Source organism: Streptomyces sp. NPDC005774 (assembly GCF_042871645.1).
Lineage (GTDB): Bacteria > Actinomycetota > Actinomycetes > Streptomycetales > Streptomycetaceae > Streptomyces > Streptomyces pratens.
The window spans coordinates 20288-40855 of the sequence record NZ_JBIAIV010000021.1 but is presented as its reverse complement, the minus strand read 5'-3'; the positions used below and the strand labels follow the sequence as shown (position 1 = coordinate 40855).

Here is a 20568-nt window from a genome sequence, read left to right as displayed (position 1 = left end):
GGGCGAGAGACGCGTCGCGCCCGCTCTGTGGATTCGCCCCCGTGCCGGCACTGGCATCGGCCACGGCGTCGCGTGCTCCGGCCCGCCCCGTACGGCGGTTCCTGTCTCCGGAGGATGCCCGATGTGCGGGTCCCCGTCCTTTTCGGCACGCTTGCCGGAGGATGTCGATCGGTAGTACAGCATGTGCCCGATCCCATACGCCTCGTGATCGGGTCTGCCCGGCCGAGCAGAGTAGCCGGACCTGGACGAGACGGCCACCCCGTACGTCAGGATGGTGCCCATGAACGCCATCATCTCCACATCCGGACTCGCCGCCGAGCTGGCGGGCGGCGACCCGCCGGTACTGCTCGACGTCCGCTGGCGGTTGAGCACGGCAGCGACGGCCGGTGAGCCACCGTTCGACGGACGGGCCGCGTACCGCGACGGGCACCTTCCCGGCGCCGTATTCGTCGACCTGGAAAGCGAGTTGGCCGCAGTGCCGGCCGGGCGGGGGCGCCATCCGCTGCCCGATCCGGAGGAGTTCGGTGCGGCGATGCGCCGGGCGGGCGTGTCGTCGGGCGCGCCGGTGGTCGTGTACGACGGCGGGATGGGCTGGGCGGCCGCCCGCGCGTGGTGGCTGCTGCGGTGGGCGGGTCACCCGGACGTGCGGGTCCTCGACGGCGGGTTGCCGTCCTGGGACGGTCCGCTCGAGACCGCGCAGCCGGAGCCGGCCGAGGGCGACTTCGTGCCCGTATGGGGAGCGGCCGGCCTGCTCGACGCCGACGGAGCGGCGGCGCTGGCCCGGTCCGGGCTGTTGCTGGACGCCCGCGCGGGAGAGCGCTACCGGGGCGAGGTGGAGCCGATCGACCCGGTCGGCGGCCACATTCCGGGCGCGGTCTCGGCGCCCACCACCGAGAACGTCGGCCCGGACGGACGCTTCCTGCCCGCCGGGGAACTGGCCGCGCGGTTCCGGGAGTTGGGCGCGTCCACGGACAAGCGGGTCGGTGTGTACTGCGGTTCGGGGGTTTCGGGGGCGCACGAGGTGCTGGCGCTCGCGGTGGCGGGCATCCCGGCGGAGTTGTACGTCGGCTCCTGGTCGGAGTGGTCGTCGGACCCGGAGCGGCCGGTCGCGGTCGGACCGGACCCGCAGTAGACCGAAAGGGTGAAAGGGGCACTCGTGCATGACGAGCGCCCCTTTCATGGCAGCTCAGGCCGGTTCGTCCGATGCGGTGGCCGCTCCCGCGGGGTCACTCCTGCTTCTTGCGCCGGGTCCCGAACACGATCTCGTCCCAGCTCGGCACCGCCGCGCGGCGGCCCGGACGGACTCCGTCCGCCTCCGCCTGACGGTCCGTGGAGCCGACGAGACGGTCCCGGTGACTGGTGACGGCGCGGGGCATCAGGACGTCGGCGTAGGCGGAACCGGCCGAGGCCGCGGGAGCCGGCGGCTCCTCCGCCTCGGGTTCGCCGTCCGGCTCCTCGGCGGCCGGCTCAGGGGTCCGCTCGGGAACCACCAGGTCGCCCCGGAAGCTCGGCACCGCCTCCAGCAGGCTGGTGAGCGAGTCCCGCTCACCGCCGGCCGTGGCCACCAACTCCTCATCGGGTTCGGAGTCCTGGCCCGGTGGCAGGCTCTGCCGCTCGCGGTCACCCGGACGGTCCAGCGGGCGGTCGCGGGGCAGCCGGGCGATGCGTGGCACGAACGGGAAGCTGGGCTCGGGCGTCGCGGCGAGGTCGTCGGACTCACCGATCAGCGAGCGCGCCTCGTCGTCGACGGCCTGGACGAGCCGCCGGGGCGGGTCGTACGTCCAGCCGGCCGAGTGCGGTTCGCCCGCGACCCGGTAGACCAGCAGCACTTCCCAGGTGCCGTCGTCGCGGCGCCAGGAGTCCCACTGCACGGTGTCCTTCTCCGCGCCGCGCAGTGTCAGCCGTTCCTGCACGGCCTCGCCCAGCGGCGGACCGGAGTTCTCACCGGGGCGGCGGACAGGGGTCTTGCGGGCACGTTCCGCCATGAAGGCGCGCTCGGCGAGGACAGGGCCCTCGAAGCGGCGGACGCGGTCCACGGGGATGCCGGCCATCTGGGCGACCTCTTCCGCGGTCGCACCGGCTCGTATGCGTGCCTGAATGTCGCGGGGGCGGAGATGGCTCTCCACCTCGATCTCGATCTGGCCGAGGCGGGGACGGTCGCCGCGCACCGCGGCGCGCAGGCGTTCGTCGATCGGAAGCATGTACTCCGTGCTGTCCGCAGCCTTCAGCACCAGCCGTGTGCCGTCATTCGAGACGGCCACGACACGCAGTTCGGGCATGGGGACCTCCCGGGTGGTGCCTGCCGACGTCACGTGCGTCGCTGCTTCCGCTAGTCGAGTGTGACCTGCCCGGGTGCAGCCTGCCACAACCTTGCCGAGTTGCCCGGCGTGTCGGGCGTGGGCCCCGGCTCGCCGTTATGGCACGGTTACCTATTCGCAACGCTGAGTGAGCAACTGCGTCACCCTGTGCAACTGGCCCCCTCCCCGGCGGTCCTCAAGGAACCCGAGCGCCCTGATGGGCGACCGGACCCAGGGCTCGCAACAGTACTCCATTCGGGCCAAGTGAGTGGATCGGCGCGCTGTCCCAACTTCCCGCAAGGGGTGCTACTTGGCCGCGCCGGTCCGGATCCGTCGAATCCGGGCGTGGGGAACCTCACGTAATCACCAGAAATGGAACTAATGGTTTCGGTCGGGCGTCCACTTGTCGTGTAGTTGATCGTTCGTGTGTGGGAATGTGCGGGAAGGCTGGCAAGATCAAGGAATGCGTGAAAGGTCGGTTGTCGCGGGTGAGCACGGTGGAACGGAGGAGGGGAAGCGCGCGCGGATCGATCTGAGCGTGCCGCAGGTCGCGGGCAGCGGGGTGGCCGCGGTGCTGGGTGCCCAACTCGCCTCGTCCTTCGGCGTCTACGGGACGATCATCGGCGCCGGAGTCATGAGCATCGTCGCCACCTGCGGCGGAACGGTCTTCCAGCACTTCTTCAAGCGCACCGGTGAGCAGCTCCGGGTCGCCGCCGCGGCGCCGGGCCGGGCATCCGCGGCACCGGCCGGGAGGCAGCCCGCGCGGGCGCCGGGCGAGTTCACCGAGGGAACCGTGTACCGGGGCCGGGCCAGGGGAGTGCGGCGGGGCTGGAAACGGGCCGTGGTCGCGGCCGCGCTGGTGTTCGGGGTCACGATGGCCGGAATAACCGTCTACGAACTCGTTTCGGGCCAGAGCCTCAGCGGCACACCGAACACCACCGTCGGCAACGCGGTCACCGGTGAGAACACGTCCGGCTCCGGTGACTCGTCCGGCACCGGCGGTCCGGACGAGCAGGACCCCGGTACCTCCGGCGACTCGGGGACGCCGGACGACTCCGGCACCTCGGACGACTCCGGCACCTCGGAGGACTCCGGCGGCTCAGGCGAGGACGGACCGGCCCCCGCGCCCTCCGCGACGCCTCAGGGCGAGGGCGCGGCCACCGGCTCCGGCGGCGGTGCACCGGACGGCCAGGACACGCCGGCGGGCACCCCGGACGGCACCGGGAACCAGGACTCCGACGGCACCGCGAGCCCGGAACCGAACGCGTTCGCTACGTCCCCAGGACCCTCCGCAGATAGTCGTTCCGGAACAGGCGTTCCGGATCAAGACGATCCCGCAGTGCCGTGAACTCGGCGAAACGCGGATACACACGGGAGAAGTACTCGGCGTCCCGGGTGTTGACCTTCCCCCAGTGGGGCCGGCCCTCATGGGCGGTGAAGATGCGCTCCGCCGCCGTGAAGTACCCCTGATAGGGGGTGCCCCGGAACATGTGGACCGCGATGTACGCGGTGTCGCGGCCGGAGGCCGTGGACAGGGTGATGTCGTCGGCCGGGGCCGTGCGCACCTCGACGGGAAAGCTGACCCGCAGGGGGGAGCGGTCGACCATGGCCTTCAGTTCGCGCAGCGTGTCCACCAGGGCCTCGCGCGGCACCGCGTACTCCATCTCCACGAAGCGCACCCGGCGCGGCGACGTGAACACCCTGTACGGGAGGTCGGTGTAGGTCCGCGCGGACAGGGCCCTGCTGGAGACGCGTGCGATGGCGGGGACGGTCGCGGGCACCGCGCGGCCGACCCAGTTCGCCACCTGGAAGACGCCGTTGGAGAGGAACTCGTCGTCGATCCAGCCCCGGACGGGATGCACCGGCCGTTCCGGACCGGCGCTGCGGTTGTTCCGTTTGGTGTTGGTGCTCCCGGTGTGCGGGAACCAGTAGAACTCGAAGTGCTCGTTCTCGGCGTGCAGTTCGTCGAACTCGGCCAGCACCCGGTCCAGGGGCATCGGCTCCTCGCGGGCCGTGAGCAGGAAGATCGGCTCGACCGCGAAGGTGATCGCGGAGACGATACCGAGGGCGCCGAGACCGATCCGGGCGGCGGCGAAGACCGCGCGCTCCTCGTCGGTCCCCTTCTCCGAGCAGGTGAGCACCGAACCGTCGGCGGTGACCAGCTCCAGGCCCCGGATCTGCGCGGCGAGGGAGGCCGAGTCGCGGCCGGTCCCGTGGGTGCCGGTGCTGGTGGCCCCGGAGACGGTCTGCTCCATGATGTCGCCCATGTTGGTGAGCGACAGCCCTTCCCGCGCGAGAGCCGTGTTGAGCCGCTTGAGCGGGGTGCCGGCCCCGACCGTGACGGTGCCGGCCGCGCGGTCGATGTCACGGATGCCCGCCAGCAGATGAGGGCGGATCTGCACGCCGTCGGTGGCCGCGATCGAGGTGAAGGAGTGCCCGGTGCCCACCGCCTTCACCGGGAGGCCGTCCTCGGCGGCCCGGTGCACGGCCGCCGCCAGTTCGTCGACGGAGGCCGGCGTGACCTCCCGCGCGGGGTGGGCGAGGACGGTACCTCCCCAGTTACGCCATGTTCCGTTCCTCGTGCTCGCCGTGCTGCCCAACGGAGCCTCCCCGACCCGGAGCCGGCCGCTTGAGCCGGCGGTACCCGAGGAAACCGACCGCGACCGCGACGGCTCCGGACACCGCCGGAACCCCGTACCCGGCGCGTGCCCCGGCCGCGTCGATCACCCAGCCGGACGCGGCGGAGCCGAGAGCGACCCCGACCGCGAGCCCGGTGCTCACCCAGGTCATGCCCTCGGTGAGCTGTGCGCGTGGTACGTGCTCTTCGATGAGGGACATCGTCGTGATCATCGTGGGAGCGATGGACAGACCCGCAACGAACAGCGCCACGGCCAGAAACGGCAGGTTCCCGACCAGTAGGAGGGGGATCATACTCACGGCCATGGCACATACGCCCAGCAGCCAGCGGCGCTCGGGTGCCCCGGCGAAGCGCATCAGCCCGAACGTCAGGCCCGCCACGCAGGAGCCCAGCGCGTACGCGGCGAGCACCACACTGGCGGCGGCCTTGTGCCCACGCTCCTCCGCGAAGGCCACGGTGACCACGTCCACGCCGCCGAAGATCGCCCCCGTCGCCGCGAAGGTGGCCACCAGGACCTGCAGGCCCGGCGAGCTCAGCGCCGTACCGCCGCCCGTGCCCTTGCCGCCGTCGCCCGTGCGCTCGCGCGGGTGCGGGGCCGGCTCGGTGGCGCGCTGGGCCGTCAGCCAGAAGACGCCGACCGCGAGGAAGCAGGCCGCGAGCAGCGGACCGGCCTCGGGGAACCACGCCGTGGACAGCCCGATGGAGATGATCGGGCCGAAGACGAAGCACATGTCGTCCACCACGGACTCGAAGGAGTACGCGGTGTGCAGTTGCGGGGTGCCGCGGTACAGGGCGGCCCAGCGGGCTCGGATCATCGCGCCGAGGCTCGGCACGCAGCCGATGCCGGCGCAGGCGACGAAGAGCACCCAGTCCGGCCAGCCGTAGTGCGCGGCGAACAGCAGCAGCGCCGCGGCGGCGAGCGCGAGCGACGTCGCCGGACGCAGGACCCGCCGCTGTCCGTACTGGTCCACCAGGCGGGAGATCTGCGGGCCCGCCAGCGCGGCGGCCAGGGCGACGGTCGCCGACAGGGCGCCGGCGAGCCCGTACCGGCCGGTCAGCTGGGAGATCATTGTGACCACGCCGATGCCCATCATGGACAGCGGCATCCGGCCGATGAACCCCGCGGCCGAGAAGGCCCTGCTGCCGGGGGCCGCGAACAGGGCGAGATAAGGGCTGGGCACGAGGTCTCCGGAGATCTCGGTAAGGCGCGACAGATCTGAGTAAGGCGCGACCGCGGACGATACGGCTTACTGGTTAGGTAACCCTAACGTCTCCTGGGTGTGAGGTCGCGGCCCCGTCGGCCCCCCGCCGTTGCCCGGCCGCCCGCGACGGGTGGCAGGATCGAGGCATGCCTGACGAGCTCGATCCCACCCCCTACGACGCCCTGCTCCTGCTCTCCTTCGGCGGCCCCGAAGGCCCGGACGACGTGGTCCCGTTCCTGGAGAACGTGACGCGCGGGCGCGGCATCCCCAAGGAACGCCTGAAGGAAGTCGGCGAGCACTACTTCCTGTTCGGCGGGGTCAGCCCCATCAACGAACAGAACCGCGCCCTGCTGGACGCCCTGCGCAAGGACTTCGCCGGCCACGGCCTCGGCCTCCCGGTCTACTGGGGCAACCGCAACTGGGCGCCCTACCTGACCGACACCCTGCGCGAGATGATCCGCGACGGCCGCCGCCGCATCATCGTCCTGGCCACCAGCGCCTACGCCTCGTACTCCGGCTGCCGCCAGTACCGCGAGAACCTCGCCGACTCCCTGGCGACGCTGGAGGCCGAGGGCCTGGAGCTGCCCCGGGTCGACAAGCTGCGGCACTACTTCAACCACCCGGGCTTCGTGGAGCCCATGGTCGACGGGATCGTCCGCTCGCTCGCCGACCTGCCCGAGGAGGTGCGCGAGGGCGCCCACATCGCCTTCTGCACCCACTCGATCCCCACCGCCTCCACCGACACCTCGGGGCCCGTCGAGCAGCACGGCGACGGTGGCGCGTACGTGGCACAGCACCTGGACGTGGCCCGGCTGATCACCGACGCCGTGCGGGAGCGCACCGGAGTGGAACACCCCTGGCAGCTCGTCTACCAGTCCCGCTCCGGAGCCCCGCACATCCCCTGGCTGGAGCCCGACATCTGTGACCACCTCGAGGAGCGGCACGCGGCCGGGGTCCCTGCCGTGGTCATGGCCCCCATCGGATTCGTCTCCGACCACATGGAGGTCCTCTACGACCTCGACACCGAGGCCACGGCCAAGGCCGGGGAACTGGGGCTGCCGGTGCGCCGCTCGGCGACCGTGGGCGCCGACCCGAGGTTCGCCGCCGCGATCCGCGACCTGGTCGTGGAGCGCGCCGCCACCGAACGCGGCCAGGAGGTCACCCCCTGCGCCCTGGGCGAGCTCGGCGCGAGCCACAACCTCTGCCCGGTGGGCTGCTGTCCGGCCCGTGCTCCGCGTCCCGCCGCCGCGGGCGCCGACAGCCCCTACGCCTGAGGAGCGCCGTGACCGACCCCCTGCACGCGGAACTGTTGCAACTGGCCCGCGAAGCGGCACGCCGCGCGGGCGAGCTGCTGCGGGACGGCCGCCCGGCCGACCTCGAGGTCGCCGCGACCAAGTCCAGCCCGATCGACATCGTCACCGAGATGGACATCGCGGCCGAGAAGCTGATCACCGGGCTGATCGCCGAGCACCGGCCCGACGACGGCGTCCTCGGTGAGGAGGGCGGCTCGACGGAGGGCACCAGCGGCGTCCGCTGGGTGATCGACCCGCTCGACGGCACGGTCAACTACCTGTACGGGCTGCCCACGTGGGCCGTCTCCATCGCCGCCGAGCAGGACGGCGAGACCGTCGTCGGGGTGGTCGCCGCCCCGATGCGGGGTGAGACGTATCACGCGGTCCGCGGCGGCGGGGCACGGGCCACCGGCGCGTGGGAGGGCGAGCGCACGCTGACCTGCCGCCCGGCGCCGCCCCTGGACCGGGCGCTGGTCTCGACCGGCTTCAACTACGTCACCGAGGTCCGCGCCCACCAGGCCGGTGTCGCGCAGCGGCTGATCCCGCTCCTGCGGGACATCCGGCGCGGCGGCTCGGCCGCGGTCGACCTCTGCGACCTGGCCTGCGGCCGGCTCGACGGCTACTACGAACGCGGGCTGCACCCCTGGGACCTGGCCGCGGGGGACCTGATAGCCCGGGAGGCGGGCGCGCTGACCGGTGGACGGCCCGGTGAGCGCCCTTCGTGGGACCTCGCGGTCGCGGCCACCCCGGGTGTCTTCGAGCCCCTCCAGCGGCTGCTGGAGGACTTCGACGCCTGGCACGACTGACGGGCGGCCGGGACGCCGGTCCCGGAGAACCCGGAGAACCCGGAGAACCCGGAGAACCCGGAGAACGACGAAGCGGGCCCCGGCGCTGGATTCGCCGGGGCCCGCTCATGTCGAACTCATTGCATCGGGCTGATCAGACGCGGGCCACGCCGACCTGCACACCGTGCTCGGCGGCGAGCCGGCGCAGGTCGTCGAGCTCGCTCTGCTCCACCTCGGCGAGGAAGTCGTCGCCCTCGTCGCGGGCCCGGGACAGATCGGACTCGGTCGTCCTTATGCGCTGCAGAAGTCCTGCGGTGAAAGCGTCCATGCTGCGCCCCCTCGTCCTGGGTCGTGGGTCGATGGCACGGGGGTGTGCCGGTTCGAAAGGGACGATCACGTCTGCGGTGGATGACCGGCGCCGCTCGGCCGGGGGGCTACGGCTTCGGGCATCCGGGTCCGCTCTGCGGAAACGGACCGAAGCGCACCGCATGGTGGCGCGGTGCAAGCAGAGCGTGATCGCGGGATGTAAACCCGTCCTCCCCAAGCTCCCTTCCGCGGAAACCTCACCGGACGAGAAAATCTCGTATTCCCCTCCCGTCCCCGGGACGTTCCCCGGTCTTCCGCCCCCGCGCCACCGCCCGTTTCCCGGACCCGTGCCGACCCGGCACCGCCCGTTTCCCGGGCCGGTGGCCGTCCACCGAGGCATGCTGTCCGGCCCCGTCCCCTTCCGCCGCCCGCCCGTTCCCCGGCTTACGGCCGACTTACGGCCGAAAAGGGCAGGATGGAGGCGACACACTCACCAGGACCCTGCGCGCGTGCGCTGTGGAGCGCTGCCCGGCAGGACGTAGGAAGGACAAGCGACGTGCGCGTACTCGTCGTCGAGGACGAGCAACTGCTCGCCGATGCGGTGGCCACCGGACTGCGCCGGGAGGCCATGGCCGTCGACGTCGTGTACGACGGTGCGGCCGCCCTCGAGCGCATCGGCGTCAACGACTACGACGTGGTCGTCCTCGACCGCGACCTCCCCCTCGTGCACGGCGACGACGTGTGCCGCAGGATCGTCGAGCTCGGCATGCCCACGCGCGTGCTGATGCTCACGGCCGCCGGCGACGTCAGCGACCGCGTCGAGGGCCTGGAGATCGGCGCCGACGACTATCTGCCCAAGCCCTTCGCCTTCAGCGAGCTCATCGCGCGCGTGCGCGCCCTGGGACGGCGTACCAGCGTGCCGCTGCCGCCGGTCCTGGAGCGTGCCGGGATCAAGCTCGACCCCAACCGCCGCGAGGTCTTCCGCGACGGCAAGGAGGTCCAGCTCGCGCCCAAGGAGTTCGCCGTCCTGGAAGTGCTCATGCGCAGCGAGGGCGCCGTCGTCTCGGCCGAGCAGCTCCTGGAGAAGGCCTGGGACGAGAACACCGATCCGTTCACCAACGTGGTGCGGGTGACCGTCATGACCCTGCGCCGCAAACTGGGCGAGCCGCCGGTCATCGTGACCGTGCCCGGCTCGGGCTACCGGATCTGATCCCGTGGCCACCACCCCCACCCCCACACCGCCGTCCCCACCGGCACCTCCGAAGCCCACCTGGGACCCCCGCAGGCCCGTACCGCCCTTCCCGTGGCTGCGTCCGACCATCCGGATACGGCTCACCCTGCTCTACGGCGGCATGTTCCTGATCGCCGGGATCCTGCTGCTGTCGATCATCTACCTGCTCGCCGCGAACGCGCTGAACGTGGGCAGCGACCTGCCCTTCCGGATCCTGTCCGGGGAGGTGTCGAGCGACATCTGCCATCTGCGCAGCGCCCGGCTGCCCGCCGACGAGCTGAACGCCGCGCTGAACGCCTGTGTCAACGAGCAGCGCCAGCACGCCCTGGACAACCTGCTCAGCCGCTCCCTGCTCGCCCTGCTCGGCCTCGCCGTCATCGCCTTCGCCTTCGGGTACGCCATGGCCGGCCGCGTCCTGTCGCCGCTGGGCCGGATCACCCGCACCGCGCGCGCGGTGGCGGGCTCCGACCTGTCCCGCCGGATCGAGCTGGACGGCCCGGACGACGAGCTCAAGGAGCTGGCCGACACCTTCGACGACATGCTGGAGCGGCTGCAGCGGGCCTTCACCGCCCAGCAGCGCTTCGTGGGCAATGCCTCGCACGAGCTGCGCACCCCGCTGGCGATCAATCGCACGCTGCTCGAGGTGCACCTCTCCGACCCGGACGCGCCGGTCGAGCTCCAGCAGCTCGGCAGGACGCTGCTGGCCACCAACGAGCGCAGCGAGCAGCTCGTGGAGGGCCTGCTGCTGCTCGCCCGCAGTGACAACCAGATCGTCGAGCGCAAGTCCGTGGATCTCGCGGAGGTGGCCTCCCAGGCGATCGACCAGGTGCACGCCGAGGCGCAGGCCAAGGGTGTGGAGATCCGCGGAGTGCAGAAGCCCGCGGTCGTCCGGGGCAACGGCGTCCTGCTGGAGCGGATCGCCCTGAACCTGGTCCAGAACGCCGTGCGCTACAACGTGGCCGAGCGGGGGTGGGTGGAGGTCACCACCGACGTCGAGCACGGACAGGCGGTCCTGGTGGTGTCCAATACGGGCCCGGTGGTACCGGCGTACGAGATCGACAATCTGTTCGAGCCCTTCCGGCGGCTGCGCACCGAGCGGACGGGCAGTGACAAGGGGGTCGGCCTGGGGCTCTCCATCGTCCGGTCGGTGGCGCGGGCCCACGGCGGGCACATCTATGCCCAGCCGCGTGAGGGCGGCGGGATCGTGATGCGGGTCACCCTGCCGATCTGACATCATGTCGCCGACACGACGGGGTGTTCGCTTTGGGCGGAATCGCCGGAGGGCTCCTCCGGTGCCCGCCTGTGGGATCGATCACAGGGGGGATGTTCGACCCGTCGACACTCCGTGACCATGAAGTCCCCGGAAGGCCGGGTACATCCCGGTTTTCAGGGGCTTCGATTACGGGAAGTACACGGTGAGGCGGCTTTGAAGTGCCGCGTTCGGACCGTGTACGGTCCCCATCGCCATCCAAGCCGAGCACTCATGAGGGGTTCGGTTGGGTGTCGATTGAGTAACAGACCTTGATGTGAGGCAAAATCTCCGCCTCGGGTCGGGCACAAGTCCGGCCCCTCGCGCGTTACGTGCGCTGAAGAGACCGCATACACCCAGAGGGGGAGAGCGACCATGGCAACCGATTACGACACTCCGCGCAAGACCGACGACGACGTCGACTCGGACAGTCTCGAAGAGCTGAAGGCCCGCCGCAACGACAAGTCGGCCTCGGCCGTGGACGTCGACGAGTTCGAGGCTGCGGAAGGCCTCGAACTGCCCGGCGCGGACCTGTCGAACGAAGAGCTGGCCGTCCGAGTCCTGCCCAAGCAGCAGGACGAGTTCACCTGCATGAGCTGCTTCCTGGTGCACCACCGCAGCCAGCTGGCCCGGGAGAAGAACGGCCAGCCGATCTGCCGCGACTGCGACTGAGGGCGGGTCGGCCGTGACTGGCTCGACCCCTCCTCGGAAGCGCCGCTTCCTCTCGAGGGGAGCGGACTCGGGGCCGCAGGACGGCCCCCGGCGCGACGCGCGCGACCACGAGCGAGGCTCAACCGGTATCGGCTCGACCGATACCGGGGCGGCCTCGCTCGGACCCGTAACCGACCGCGGTGACCTCCCGGCACCCGTGGAGGTCACCGCCACCGCCCCGGTGGCCCACAGACGTGCCGCGGCGTTCCGGGACAAGGCCAGGGAAGGCGCCCGGAAGGGCGGTGACTGCGCGCGTGCGGGCCTGGCGTACCTCGCGGACCGAATCATCGAACTCACCCCGCGGGTGCCCGTACGGGACCTGGAGACGCTGCGTAGGCAGTTCCCCGGGCTGGATCCCGAGGAACTCGCGGAGAAACTCGTGGCGGGCGCCTCCAGGGCCACGGCGACGGTCGGGGCCGGCGTGGGCGCGGCGGCGGCGATGCCGGTGCCTCCCGCGATGCCTACGGAGCTGGCCGCCGAGGTCACCGGCGTCGCGGCGATCGAACTCAAGCTGATCGCCGAACTCCACGAGGTCTACGGCGTACGTCCGGACGGCAACCTCGGGCAGCGCAGCACCGTGTACCTGAACTCCTGGTCGCAGGAGCGCGGGATCGAGGCGAGCAAGCCCTCGGCCGTGAGTGCCGCACTGAACAGCCGCATGAAGCGCGAACTGCGTCAGCGGATCATGAAGCGCACCCTCCGCAACCTGCCGAACCTGATGCCGTTCCTGGTGGGAGCCGCCGTCGGCGCGGTCATGAACCGCCGGGACACCAGAAAGCTCGCCACCCGTATCCAGGCCGACCTCCGCAAGATCCAGGTGCCCTGGGACACGTTGCCCGCCCTCCCCGCCCTCGAGATCCCGGCCGACGCCCTGGAGATGGACAAGCTCACCGGCGGCGCCCTCCGCAAGGAACTCGGCAGAGGCGACGGCCACCCGGACGGGAGTGACAGCCCTGGGAGGGGCTGATCCGGCAGATCCGGGTACGGCACAGCGGAAACGGAACAGGTCAGTGGGCGACGAACCTCGTCGGGCTCCCCGATCCCACTACTCGCCGGGCGACAGTGGGCCCGGGTGCTCCCCGCCGCGCTACGCGGCGGCCTTCGCCGCCCGCAGGGCCTCCGCCAGCCGTTCCGGCTCACGCGTCGACAGGAAGGCGTACGGCGTCGGGTCCTCCGGGTCGGTGATCTCCACCCGCAGTGCCCCCGGCACGTAGGCCCGCAGCAGCATGAAGCAGCGCGGATCCGCCCGGTGGGTGCGCCAGGCACGAGCCTCCTCGGCGTCCAGAACTTCCATCGCGCCCAGCGCCGACACCGGGATCTTCGCCTCACCGGCGATCAACAGGCCGCCCACGACCCGGATCCGCACCGAGCCGTACGCGCTGGCCACCACCGCGGCCGCCGCGCTGCCGCAGGCCAGGCCGCCGAGCATCGGCAGGATGCCCAGAGGCAGCACGATCAGCGCCATCGAGACACCTGAGAGCAGGCAGATCAGCCACCAGGAGCGGGGAGCGGTCAGGCGTTCTTCGTAGGGCAGAACGGAGAGCTGCATGGATCCAAGCTTGGCACGGTGCCGGCCCAGGGCCGCAGCCAGGGCGCTCGGCGTGAAGTGCTGTAGGGCGGGGCGGTGGTGGGTGACGGGCGGGCGGGGTGGTCGGCGCGAAGCGCTGTCGAGTAGGGCGGTGGTGGGTGACGGGCGGGCGGGGTGGTCGGCGCGAAGCGCTGTCGAGTAGGGCGGTGGTGGGTGACGGGCGGGCGGGTAAGGTCTGCGCCTGTGAGTGGTACTTCCTCAACTCTTCATCCCCCCGCCGACGCCTTGCCGCCGGTGCGCCACCCGGATGCTCCCGCACCGGGTGAGCTGCTCGGCGCCCACTACGACCAGTGCTTCGGCTGCGGCGGCGAGCAGCCCCACGGGCTGCACATCGAGGCGCGGGCAGGCGAAGGCGTGTCGGTCACCGCCGTGTTCACCGTGCGCCCCGTCCACCAGGGCGCCCCCGGCCTCGCGCACGGCGGGGTGCTCGCCAGTGCCCTGGACGAGACGCTCGGCGCGCTGAGCTGGCTGCTGCGCACGATCGCCGTGACCGGCAGGCTCGAGACCGACTACGTCCAGCCCGTGCCGGTCGACGCCACCCTCCATCTGGAGGCGGCGGTGACCGCGGTGGCCGGACGGAAGATCTACTCCACCGCGACCGGACGCATCGGTGGCCCCGACGGCCCGGTCGCGGTCCGCGCCAACGCGCTGTTCATCGAGGTCAAGATCGACCACTTCGTCGACCATGGCCGCGAGGAGGAGATCCAGGCGGCCATGGACGACCCGGACCAGTTCCGTCGCGCCCGCGCCTTCGAGGTGAACCCGTGACCGGACCGCACGGCGACGCGCGCTCCGACGGCCGGCTCGAGGTGCTGATCCGGTGCGTCGACCCGGACGTACCGCTTCCGGCGTACGAGCACCCCGGTGACGCGGGTGCCGATCTGCGGACCACCGAGGCGTGCGAGCTGGCGCCCGGGGAACGGGCCGTCCTGCCCACCGGAGTGTCTGTGGCGCTGCCGGAGGGGTACGCGGCCTTCGTGCACCCGCGATCCGGACTGGCCGCGCGCTGCGGCGTCGCCCTGGTGAATGCCCCGGGGACGGTTGATGCCGGGTACCGTGGGGAGATCAAGGTGATCGTGGTGAATCTCGACCCGCGCGAGGCTGTGCGGTTCGAGCGTTTCGACCGGATTGCCCAACTGGTCGTTCAGCAGGTCGAGCGGGTCCGTTTCGTGCCGGTCGCGGAGCTGCCCCGCTCGGTACGGGCCGAGGGGGGCTTCGGATCCACCGGCGGCCATGCCGCGGTGGAAGGTAAGAGCGGCACAAGCGTTCAGGCCGCCGTCGGCGGCACAGCGGGTGGGAATCGATACGCTTCGGTCGTAGCCGACCGGGAAGGACAATGACGTGTTCGGACGTCGCAAGAAGAGGGATGCCGCCGAGGACGCGGCCGGCGAGGCCGAGCAGGTCGTCGACGGTGTCGACACGGAGGCGGACGGCGGGACCGAGAGGCTGAGGCTCGAGCCGGCGCCGCGGCCCGACGGGCCCTGGGACGGCTCCGAGGTGAGAGAGCCCGGCGAGGGCAGGGTCGACCTGGGCGGTCTGTTCGTGCCCGGAGTGGACGGCATGGAGCTGCGGGTCGAGGTCGCCGGCGACGCGATCGTCGCGGCCACCGTCGTGCTGCGCGACAGCGCCATCCAGCTGCAGGGTTTCGCGGCCCCCAAGCGTGAGGGCATCTGGGGCGAGGTCCGCGAGGAGATCGCGGCCGGCATCACCCAGCAGGGCGGCATCATCGACGAGGTCGAGGGCCCGCTGGGCTGGGAGCTGCGGGCCCAGGTGCCGGTGCAGCTGCCGGACGGTACGGGCGGTTTCCAGGTCGTCCGGTTCGTCGGCGTGGACGGCCCGCGCTGGTTCCTGCGCGGGGTGATCTCGGGTCAGGGCGCGGTGCAGCCGCAGGCCGCCGGGCTGCTGGAGCAGATCTTCCGGGACACGGTCGTGGTGCGCGGGGAGGGCCCGATGGCGCCGCGCGACCCGATCGTCCTGAAGCTGCCCGACGACGCGCAGATGGTCCCCGAGGGCGTGCAGCAGGAGGAGGCTCCCGAGGGCTCCCGCTTCGCGGGCGGCATGGGACAGCTGGCGCGCGGACCGGAGATCACCGAGGTCCGCTGATCGCGTAGCGCTTCACAGCCACGACGGCGGGGCCGCATCCGACCGGGACACTGTCGACCGACAGTGTCCCCACCGGGCGCGGCCCCGCCGCCGTCGGCGGGTTCCCCGACGGGAACTCCGACGGCCCGCCCTCAGCCGCCCGTCAGGGTTCCGTCAAGCACGTCAGGGTTCCGTCAAGGACGCGTCACCGCATCCCGGCCGCCGTCTTCGGCCGCCCCGGACGAACGTATGGTCGACTCCGCGCAGACAGCGGTGAACCGGTGACCGGCGACCGCACTGCCCGGGACCGGAAGACAATGAGGGCATGGGACGCGGCAGACTTCGGATTCACCTCGGCGCGGCACCGGGCGTCGGCAAGACGTACGCGATGCTGTCCGAGGCGCAGCGCCGTGTCGAACGGGGCACCGACTGCGTGGTCGGGTTCGTCGAGCACTACGACCGGCCGCGTACCAGGGCACTGCTGGAGGGCCTGGAACAGATACCGCGCCGGGAGCTGGAGTACCGCGGCGCCGTCCTCCCCGAGATGGACCTCGACGCCGTCCTCGCCCGCCGCCCCCAGGTGGTCCTCGTCGACGAACTCGCCCACACCAACGTGCCCGGCTCGCGCAACGCGAAGCGCTGGCAGGACGTGGAGGAGCTGCTGGCCGCCGGGATCGACGTGCTGTCGACCCTCAACATCCAGCACCTGGAGTCCCTCGGCGACGTCGTGGAGTCGATCACCGGCGTCCGGCAGCAGGAGACCGTACCGGACGAGGTGGTGCGGCGGGCCGACCAGACGGAGCTGGTCGACATGACGCCCGAGGCACTCCGCCGCCGGATGGCGCACGGCAACGTCTATCAGCCGGACAAGGTCGACGCGGCCCTGTCGAACTACTTCCGTCCAGGCAACCTCACCGCGCTCAGGGAACTCGCGCTGCTGTGGGTGGCCGACCGGGTCGACGAGTACCTCCAGCGGTACCGCAGCGAGCACGACGTCTCGGCGATCTGGGGGTCACGCGAACGGATCGTGGTCGGTCTGACCGGCGGTCCCGAGGGCCGCACCCTGATCCGCCGTGCCGCGCGGCTGGCCGAGAAGGGCGCCGGGGGAGAGGTGCTCGCGGTCTACATCGCCCGCGGGGACGGTCTCACCGCGGCCTCGCCCGGCGAACTGGCCGGGCAGCGGACCCTGGCGGAAAGCCTGGGCGGCACCTTCCACCACGTGGTCGGGGACGACGTCCCGGCCGCCCTGCTCGCCTTCGCGCGCGCGGCGAACGCCACCCAGATCGTGCTGGGCTCCTCGCGCCGCAAGGCGTGGCAGTACGTCTTCGGCCCCGGCGTCGGCGCGACCGTCGCGCGGGACTCCGGTCCCGACCTGGACGTGCACATCGTGACCCACGAGGCGATCGCCAAGGGACGCGGACTGCCGGTGGCCCGGGGTGCCCGGCTCGGGCGGTCGCGGGTGGCGTGGGGCTGGGCGGTCGGAGTGGCGGGCCCCGCGGTGCTGGCCGTGCTGCTCAGCGCCTTCGACCCGGGCCTGGCCAACGACATGCTGCTGTTCCTTTCGCTGACGGTGGCCGCGGCGCTGCTCGGCGGGCTCAGGCCGGCCCTGGCCTCGGCGGCGTTCGGCTCGCTGCTGCTGAACTACTTCTACACACCGCCCCTGCACCGCTGGTCGGTCTCCGACCCGAAGAACATCATCGCCATCGTGATCTTCGTCGCCGTCGGCGCGGCGGTGGCGTCCGTCGTCGACCTCGCCGCCCGCCGTACGCACCAGGCGGCCCGGCTGCGCGCCGAGTCGGAGATCCTGTCGTTCCTCGCCGGCAATGTGCTGCGCGGCGAGACCGGCCTGGAGGAGCTGCTGGAACGGGTCCGCCAGACGTTCGGCATGGAGTCGGCGGCGCTGCTGGAACGCGCGGGCGACGTCGAGCCGTGGACCTGCGCCGGACGGACCGGCACCGGACCGGCCCTCGAACGGCCCGACGACGCCGACGTGGACGTTCCGGTGGGGGACCACATGGCGCTCGCGCTGACCGGCCGGGTCCTGCCCGCCGAGGACCGCCGGGTGCTGGGCGCCTTCGCAGCCCAGGCCGCCGTCGCCCTGGACCGCCGCCGGCTGCGCGCGGAGGCCGACCGGGCGCGCACCCTCGCCGAGGGCAACCGCATCCGCACCGCCCTGCTGGCCGCCGTCAGCCACGACCTGCGCACCCCGCTGGCCGGGATCAAGGCGGCGGTCTCCTCGCTGCGCTCAGAGGACGTCGACTGGTCGCCCGAGGACCGGGCCGAGCTGCTCGAGGGGATCGAGGGCGGTGCCGACCGCCTGGACCACCTGGTGGGCAACCTGCTCGACATGTCCCGCCTGCACACCGGCACGGTCACCCCGCTGATCCGCGAGGTCGACCTGGACGAGGTGGTGCCCATGGCGCTCGGCGGGGTGCCCGAGGGCAGCGTCACCCTGGACGTCCCGGAGACACTCCCCATGGTCGCCGTCGACCCCGGGCTGCTGGAGCGGGCGATGGCCAACCTGGTCGAGAACGCCGTCAAGTACGCTCCCGAAGGCACCCCCGTACTGGTGGCCGCCAGCGCGCTCGCCGACCGGGTCGAGGTGCGGGTGGTCGACCGCGGTCCCGGCGTCCCCGACGACGCGAAGGACCGCATATTCGAGCCCTTCCAGCGCTACGGCGACGCCCCGCGCGGGGCCGGGGTGGGCCTCGGCCTGGCGGTGGCCCGCGGCTTCACCGAGGCCATGGGCGGCTCCCTGAACGCCGACGACACCCCGGGCGGCGGCCTCACCATGACACTGACCCTCCGCGCGGCGACGACGACGGCGACAACGTCGGCGACGCAAGCAACGGCCGCGACGCAAGCAACGGCCGCGACAAGGGCCCCGACGGCGACCCGCGCGGCGCCCGCGGGTCTCGCCGGCCCGGAGCCCGTTCGCCCAGCAGAATCGGAGCCCGTAGGCCCCGCAGAACCGGAAAGGCACTCCTCATGACCCGTGTGCTGGTGGTCGACGACGAACCGGCGATCGTGCGCGCCCTCGTGATCAACCTCAAGGCCCGCTCGTACGAGGTCGACTCCGCCCACGACGGCGCCGAAGCCCTCCGCCTGGCCGCCGCCCGCCACCCCGACGTGGTCGTCCTGGACCTGGGCCTGCCCGACATGGACGGCGTCGAGGTGATCCGGGGCCTGCGCGGCTGGACCCGGGTGCCGATCCTGGTGCTGTCCGCCCGGCACGCCTCCGACGAGAAGGTCCAGGCGCTCGACGCGGGAGCCGACGACTACGTCACCAAGCCCTTCGGCATGGACGAACTGCTGGCCAGGCTGCGGGCCGCCGTGCGCCGAGCCGAGCCCTCCGGCGATAACGAGGACGAGGGCGACCTGGTGGTGGAGACCGACGGGTTCACCGTCGACCTGGCCGCGAAGAAGGTGCACCGCGACGGCAGGGACGTACGGCTGACCCCCACCGAATGGCATCTGCTGGAGGTGCTCGTACGCAACGGCGGCCGGCTCGTGGCACAGAAGCAGTTGCTCCGGGAGGTCTGGGGGCCGTCGTACGGCACGGAGACGAACTACCTGCGTGTGTACATGGCGCAGCTGCGCCGCAAGCTGGAGGCCGACCCGGCCCACCCGAAGCACTTCATCACCGAGCCGGGCATGGGCTACCGCTTCGAGCGGTGAGTGACCGCCCGCGGTGCGCGCCGCGCGCGGTGCCTGCCGCGCATGTGGTGGGCGCCGCGCGTGTGGTGGGTGCGCGTGGCAGGGAGCGGCCGGTTCGGGCCGGGCGGGCAGCGGGTACGTAACCCTCGGAGCACCCCGGTACGCTTCACGTATGGGTGCTGTTCCTCGCTCGGAGAAACCGGCGGGCCGGTTCCGGCGCATGCTCGACCGGCTCTCCTCGTCGCAGGAGGACCTGGAGTCCGAGGAACTGCGCGAGGACACCGAGACCGCCGGCTGTACACGGATAGGTGACTGCCAGGACCGGCAGATAGTGACGGTTACTGGTACCTTGCGCACGGTCACGCTGCGGCCGCGTGCGGGAGTCCCGGCCCTGGAGGCCGAACTGTTCGACGGCTCCGCCGCGCTGGATGTGGTGTGGCTCGGCCGGCGCTCCATCGTCGGGATAGAACCGGGGCGCAAGCTGATCGCATCGGGCAGGATCTCCCTGAGCAGAGGCCGCCGGGTGCTGTTCAACCCGAAATACGAACTGAGACCCCTCGGACGGGAGTAGCCGGTGACGTCGCTCGACAAGCCGACAACCGAAGACACATCCGCGGACGATGCCAGGGCGGTGACCGAGGCCGCCCTGTTCGAGGCGTTCGGCGGGGTGCGGGGCATGGTCGAGACGGTGCTGCCCGGTCTCCTGTTCGTCAGCATCTACACGATCAACAAGAACCTGCACATGGCGGCGATCGCGGCACTCGTCGTGTCGCTGGCGATGGTCGTGGTCCGGCTGGCGAGGAAGGACACGGTCAAGCACGCTTTCAGCGGCGTCTTCGGCGTCGGCTTCGGCGTGGTCTTCGCGATGATGACGGGCAACGCCAAGGACTTCTACCTGCCGGGCATGCTGTACACCACGGGCCTGGCCCTGGCGTACATCATCACCGCGATGGCCGGTGTCCCGCTGATCGGCCTGATGCTGGGCCCGATCTTCAGGGAGAACCTCTCCTGGCGCACCCGCAACCCGGGCCGCAAGAAGGCTTACACCAAGGCCAGTTGGGCCTGGGGTCTGATCCTGCTCGGCAAGAGCGCGATCCTGTTCCCGCTGTACTGGTGGGCGGACACGACACAGCTGGGCTGGGTCCTGATCGCGCTGAAGATCCCGCCGTTCCTGCTCGCGGTGTACCTGACGTGGGTGTTCCTGGCGAAGGCGCCGCCGCCGATCGACGTGTTCGCGGAGATGGAGGCGGAGGAGCGCGCCGAGGAGGAGCGCAAGGCCGCGCGCGAGCAGGAGAAGGCGCAGTACGCGGAGGACGGTGAAGCGACGACCACGGGCCGGCACCGCCGCCCCTGAGTAGCCTCATTCGCCTCATTGGCCTCGTCCGGCATGTGAGTACGTGAGTATGTGAGTGGGGGGGGCGGGGGCGGCCGGGCGCCCCCCCCCCCCCCCCCCCGGCCCCCCCCCCCCCCCCCGGGGGGGCGGGCCGGGGGGGGGGGGGGGGCCGGCCCGCCGGCGCGCCGGCCCGCCGC

The 20568-nt window shown here is 71.9% G+C and carries 20 protein-coding genes; 15 read left to right on the top strand and 5 right to left on the bottom strand.

What is annotated here, in order from left to right; translation table 11 throughout:
* Positions 1-280 precede the first annotated feature (280 nt).
* The gene (locus ACFYQA_RS20165; RefSeq protein WP_388919384.1) at positions 281-1132 is read left to right on the top strand and encodes a sulfurtransferase; all 852 of its coding nucleotides are present in this window, start codon (positions 281-283) and stop codon (positions 1130-1132) included.
* A gap of 94 nt (positions 1133-1226) precedes the next feature.
* Here the strand turns inward: ACFYQA_RS20165 and sepH are convergent, their stop codons facing one another.
* Positions 1227-2279, bottom strand: coding sequence for a septation protein SepH (gene sepH / locus ACFYQA_RS20160; protein ID WP_388919381.1), 1053 nt, complete (start codon positions 2277-2279; stop codon positions 1227-1229).
* 481 nt (positions 2280-2760) lie between these two features.
* On the opposite strand from sepH, the gene ACFYQA_RS20155 reads away from it, so the two are divergent.
* Positions 2761-3645, top strand: coding sequence for a hypothetical protein (locus ACFYQA_RS20155; RefSeq protein WP_388919378.1), 885 nt, complete (start codon positions 2761-2763; stop codon positions 3643-3645).
* On the opposite strand, the gene ACFYQA_RS20150 is transcribed toward ACFYQA_RS20155, so the two are convergent.
* Both ACFYQA_RS20150 and ACFYQA_RS20145 read right to left on the bottom strand, forming a co-directional pair.
* Positions 3569-4897, bottom strand: a complete 1329-nt coding sequence (locus tag ACFYQA_RS20150) for a D-arabinono-1,4-lactone oxidase (RefSeq protein ID WP_388919375.1) — start codon at positions 4895-4897, stop codon at positions 3569-3571. The two genes, ACFYQA_RS20155 and ACFYQA_RS20150, sit on opposite strands and share 77 nt — an antisense overlap.
* The gene (locus ACFYQA_RS20145) at positions 4857-6116 is read right to left on the bottom strand and encodes an MFS transporter (RefSeq protein ID WP_388919372.1); all 1260 of its coding nucleotides are present in this window, start codon (positions 6114-6116) and stop codon (positions 4857-4859) included. Before ACFYQA_RS20145 ends, ACFYQA_RS20150 begins: the two co-directional genes overlap by 41 nt.
* 167 nt (positions 6117-6283) lie before the next feature.
* On the opposite strand from ACFYQA_RS20145, the gene ACFYQA_RS20140 reads away from it, so the two are divergent.
* Positions 6284-7411: a ferrochelatase gene (locus ACFYQA_RS20140; RefSeq protein WP_388919369.1), complete on the top strand. Its 1128-nt coding sequence runs from the start codon at positions 6284-6286 to the stop codon at positions 7409-7411.
* A gap of 8 nt (positions 7412-7419) precedes the next feature.
* Complete coding sequence (locus tag ACFYQA_RS20135; protein ID WP_388919366.1) at positions 7420-8235, top strand: inositol monophosphatase family protein; 816 nt, start codon at positions 7420-7422, stop codon at positions 8233-8235.
* Between the two features lie 133 nt (positions 8236-8368).
* Here ACFYQA_RS20135 and ACFYQA_RS20130 read toward each other — a convergent pair whose 3' ends face one another.
* The gene (locus ACFYQA_RS20130) at positions 8369-8542 is read right to left on the bottom strand and encodes a hypothetical protein (protein ID WP_388919363.1); all 174 of its coding nucleotides are present in this window, start codon (positions 8540-8542) and stop codon (positions 8369-8371) included.
* Positions 8543-9076: 534 nt separating this feature from the next.
* On the opposite strand from ACFYQA_RS20130, the gene ACFYQA_RS20125 reads away from it, so the two are divergent.
* From ACFYQA_RS20125 to ACFYQA_RS20110, 4 genes are all read left to right on the top strand, one after another.
* The gene (locus ACFYQA_RS20125) at positions 9077-9730 is read left to right on the top strand and encodes a response regulator transcription factor (protein WP_332431102.1); all 654 of its coding nucleotides are present in this window, start codon (positions 9077-9079) and stop codon (positions 9728-9730) included.
* Between the two features lie 4 nt (positions 9731-9734).
* The gene (locus ACFYQA_RS20120) at positions 9735-10982 is read left to right on the top strand and encodes a sensor histidine kinase (protein WP_388919360.1); all 1248 of its coding nucleotides are present in this window, start codon (positions 9735-9737) and stop codon (positions 10980-10982) included.
* A 393-nt stretch (positions 10983-11375) separates the two neighbouring features.
* Complete coding sequence (locus ACFYQA_RS20115; RefSeq protein WP_003993510.1) at positions 11376-11672, top strand: DUF4193 domain-containing protein; 297 nt, start codon at positions 11376-11378, stop codon at positions 11670-11672.
* 13 nt (positions 11673-11685) lie between these two features.
* Complete coding sequence (locus ACFYQA_RS20110) at positions 11686-12678, top strand: hypothetical protein (RefSeq protein ID WP_388919357.1); 993 nt, start codon at positions 11686-11688, stop codon at positions 12676-12678.
* A gap of 120 nt (positions 12679-12798) precedes the next feature.
* Here ACFYQA_RS20110 and ACFYQA_RS20105 read toward each other — a convergent pair whose 3' ends face one another.
* A complete protein-coding gene (locus ACFYQA_RS20105) occupies positions 12799-13260 on the bottom strand; it encodes a DUF3093 domain-containing protein (RefSeq protein ID WP_388919354.1) in 462 nt (153 codons plus the stop codon).
* Between the two features lie 222 nt (positions 13261-13482).
* Between ACFYQA_RS20105 and ACFYQA_RS20100 the strand changes: the two genes are divergently transcribed.
* The 7 genes from ACFYQA_RS20100 to ACFYQA_RS20070 all read left to right on the top strand — a co-directional run bounded on the left by ACFYQA_RS20100 (position 13483) and on the right by ACFYQA_RS20070 (position 20392).
* Positions 13483-14067 (top strand): PaaI family thioesterase, encoded by a 585-nt coding sequence (locus ACFYQA_RS20100; RefSeq protein WP_388919351.1) that lies wholly within the window; start codon positions 13483-13485, stop codon positions 14065-14067.
* Positions 14064-14639 carry a dUTP diphosphatase gene (gene dut / locus ACFYQA_RS20095; protein WP_388919348.1) on the top strand — a complete coding sequence of 192 codons (576 nt, stop codon included), beginning with the start codon at positions 14064-14066 and terminating at the stop codon, positions 14637-14639. Before ACFYQA_RS20100 ends, dut begins: the two co-directional genes overlap by 4 nt.
* A gap of 1 nt (position 14640) precedes the next feature.
* The gene (locus ACFYQA_RS20090; protein ID WP_386396181.1) at positions 14641-15402 is read left to right on the top strand and encodes a DUF3710 domain-containing protein; all 762 of its coding nucleotides are present in this window, start codon (positions 14641-14643) and stop codon (positions 15400-15402) included.
* Between the two features lie 304 nt (positions 15403-15706).
* The gene (locus ACFYQA_RS20085) at positions 15707-18373 is read left to right on the top strand and encodes an ATP-binding protein (protein WP_388919345.1); all 2667 of its coding nucleotides are present in this window, start codon (positions 15707-15709) and stop codon (positions 18371-18373) included.
* Positions 18370-19059, top strand: coding sequence for a response regulator (locus ACFYQA_RS20080; protein ID WP_388919342.1), 690 nt, complete (start codon positions 18370-18372; stop codon positions 19057-19059). Before ACFYQA_RS20085 ends, ACFYQA_RS20080 begins: the two co-directional genes overlap by 4 nt.
* A gap of 151 nt (positions 19060-19210) precedes the next feature.
* On the top strand, positions 19211-19609 hold the full coding sequence (locus ACFYQA_RS20075; protein ID WP_332431112.1) for an OB-fold nucleic acid binding domain-containing protein: 399 nt from the start codon (positions 19211-19213) through the stop codon (positions 19607-19609).
* A gap of 3 nt (positions 19610-19612) precedes the next feature.
* The gene (locus ACFYQA_RS20070) at positions 19613-20392 is read left to right on the top strand and encodes a DUF3159 domain-containing protein (protein WP_388919339.1); all 780 of its coding nucleotides are present in this window, start codon (positions 19613-19615) and stop codon (positions 20390-20392) included.
* Positions 20393-20568: the final 176 nt, after the last annotated feature.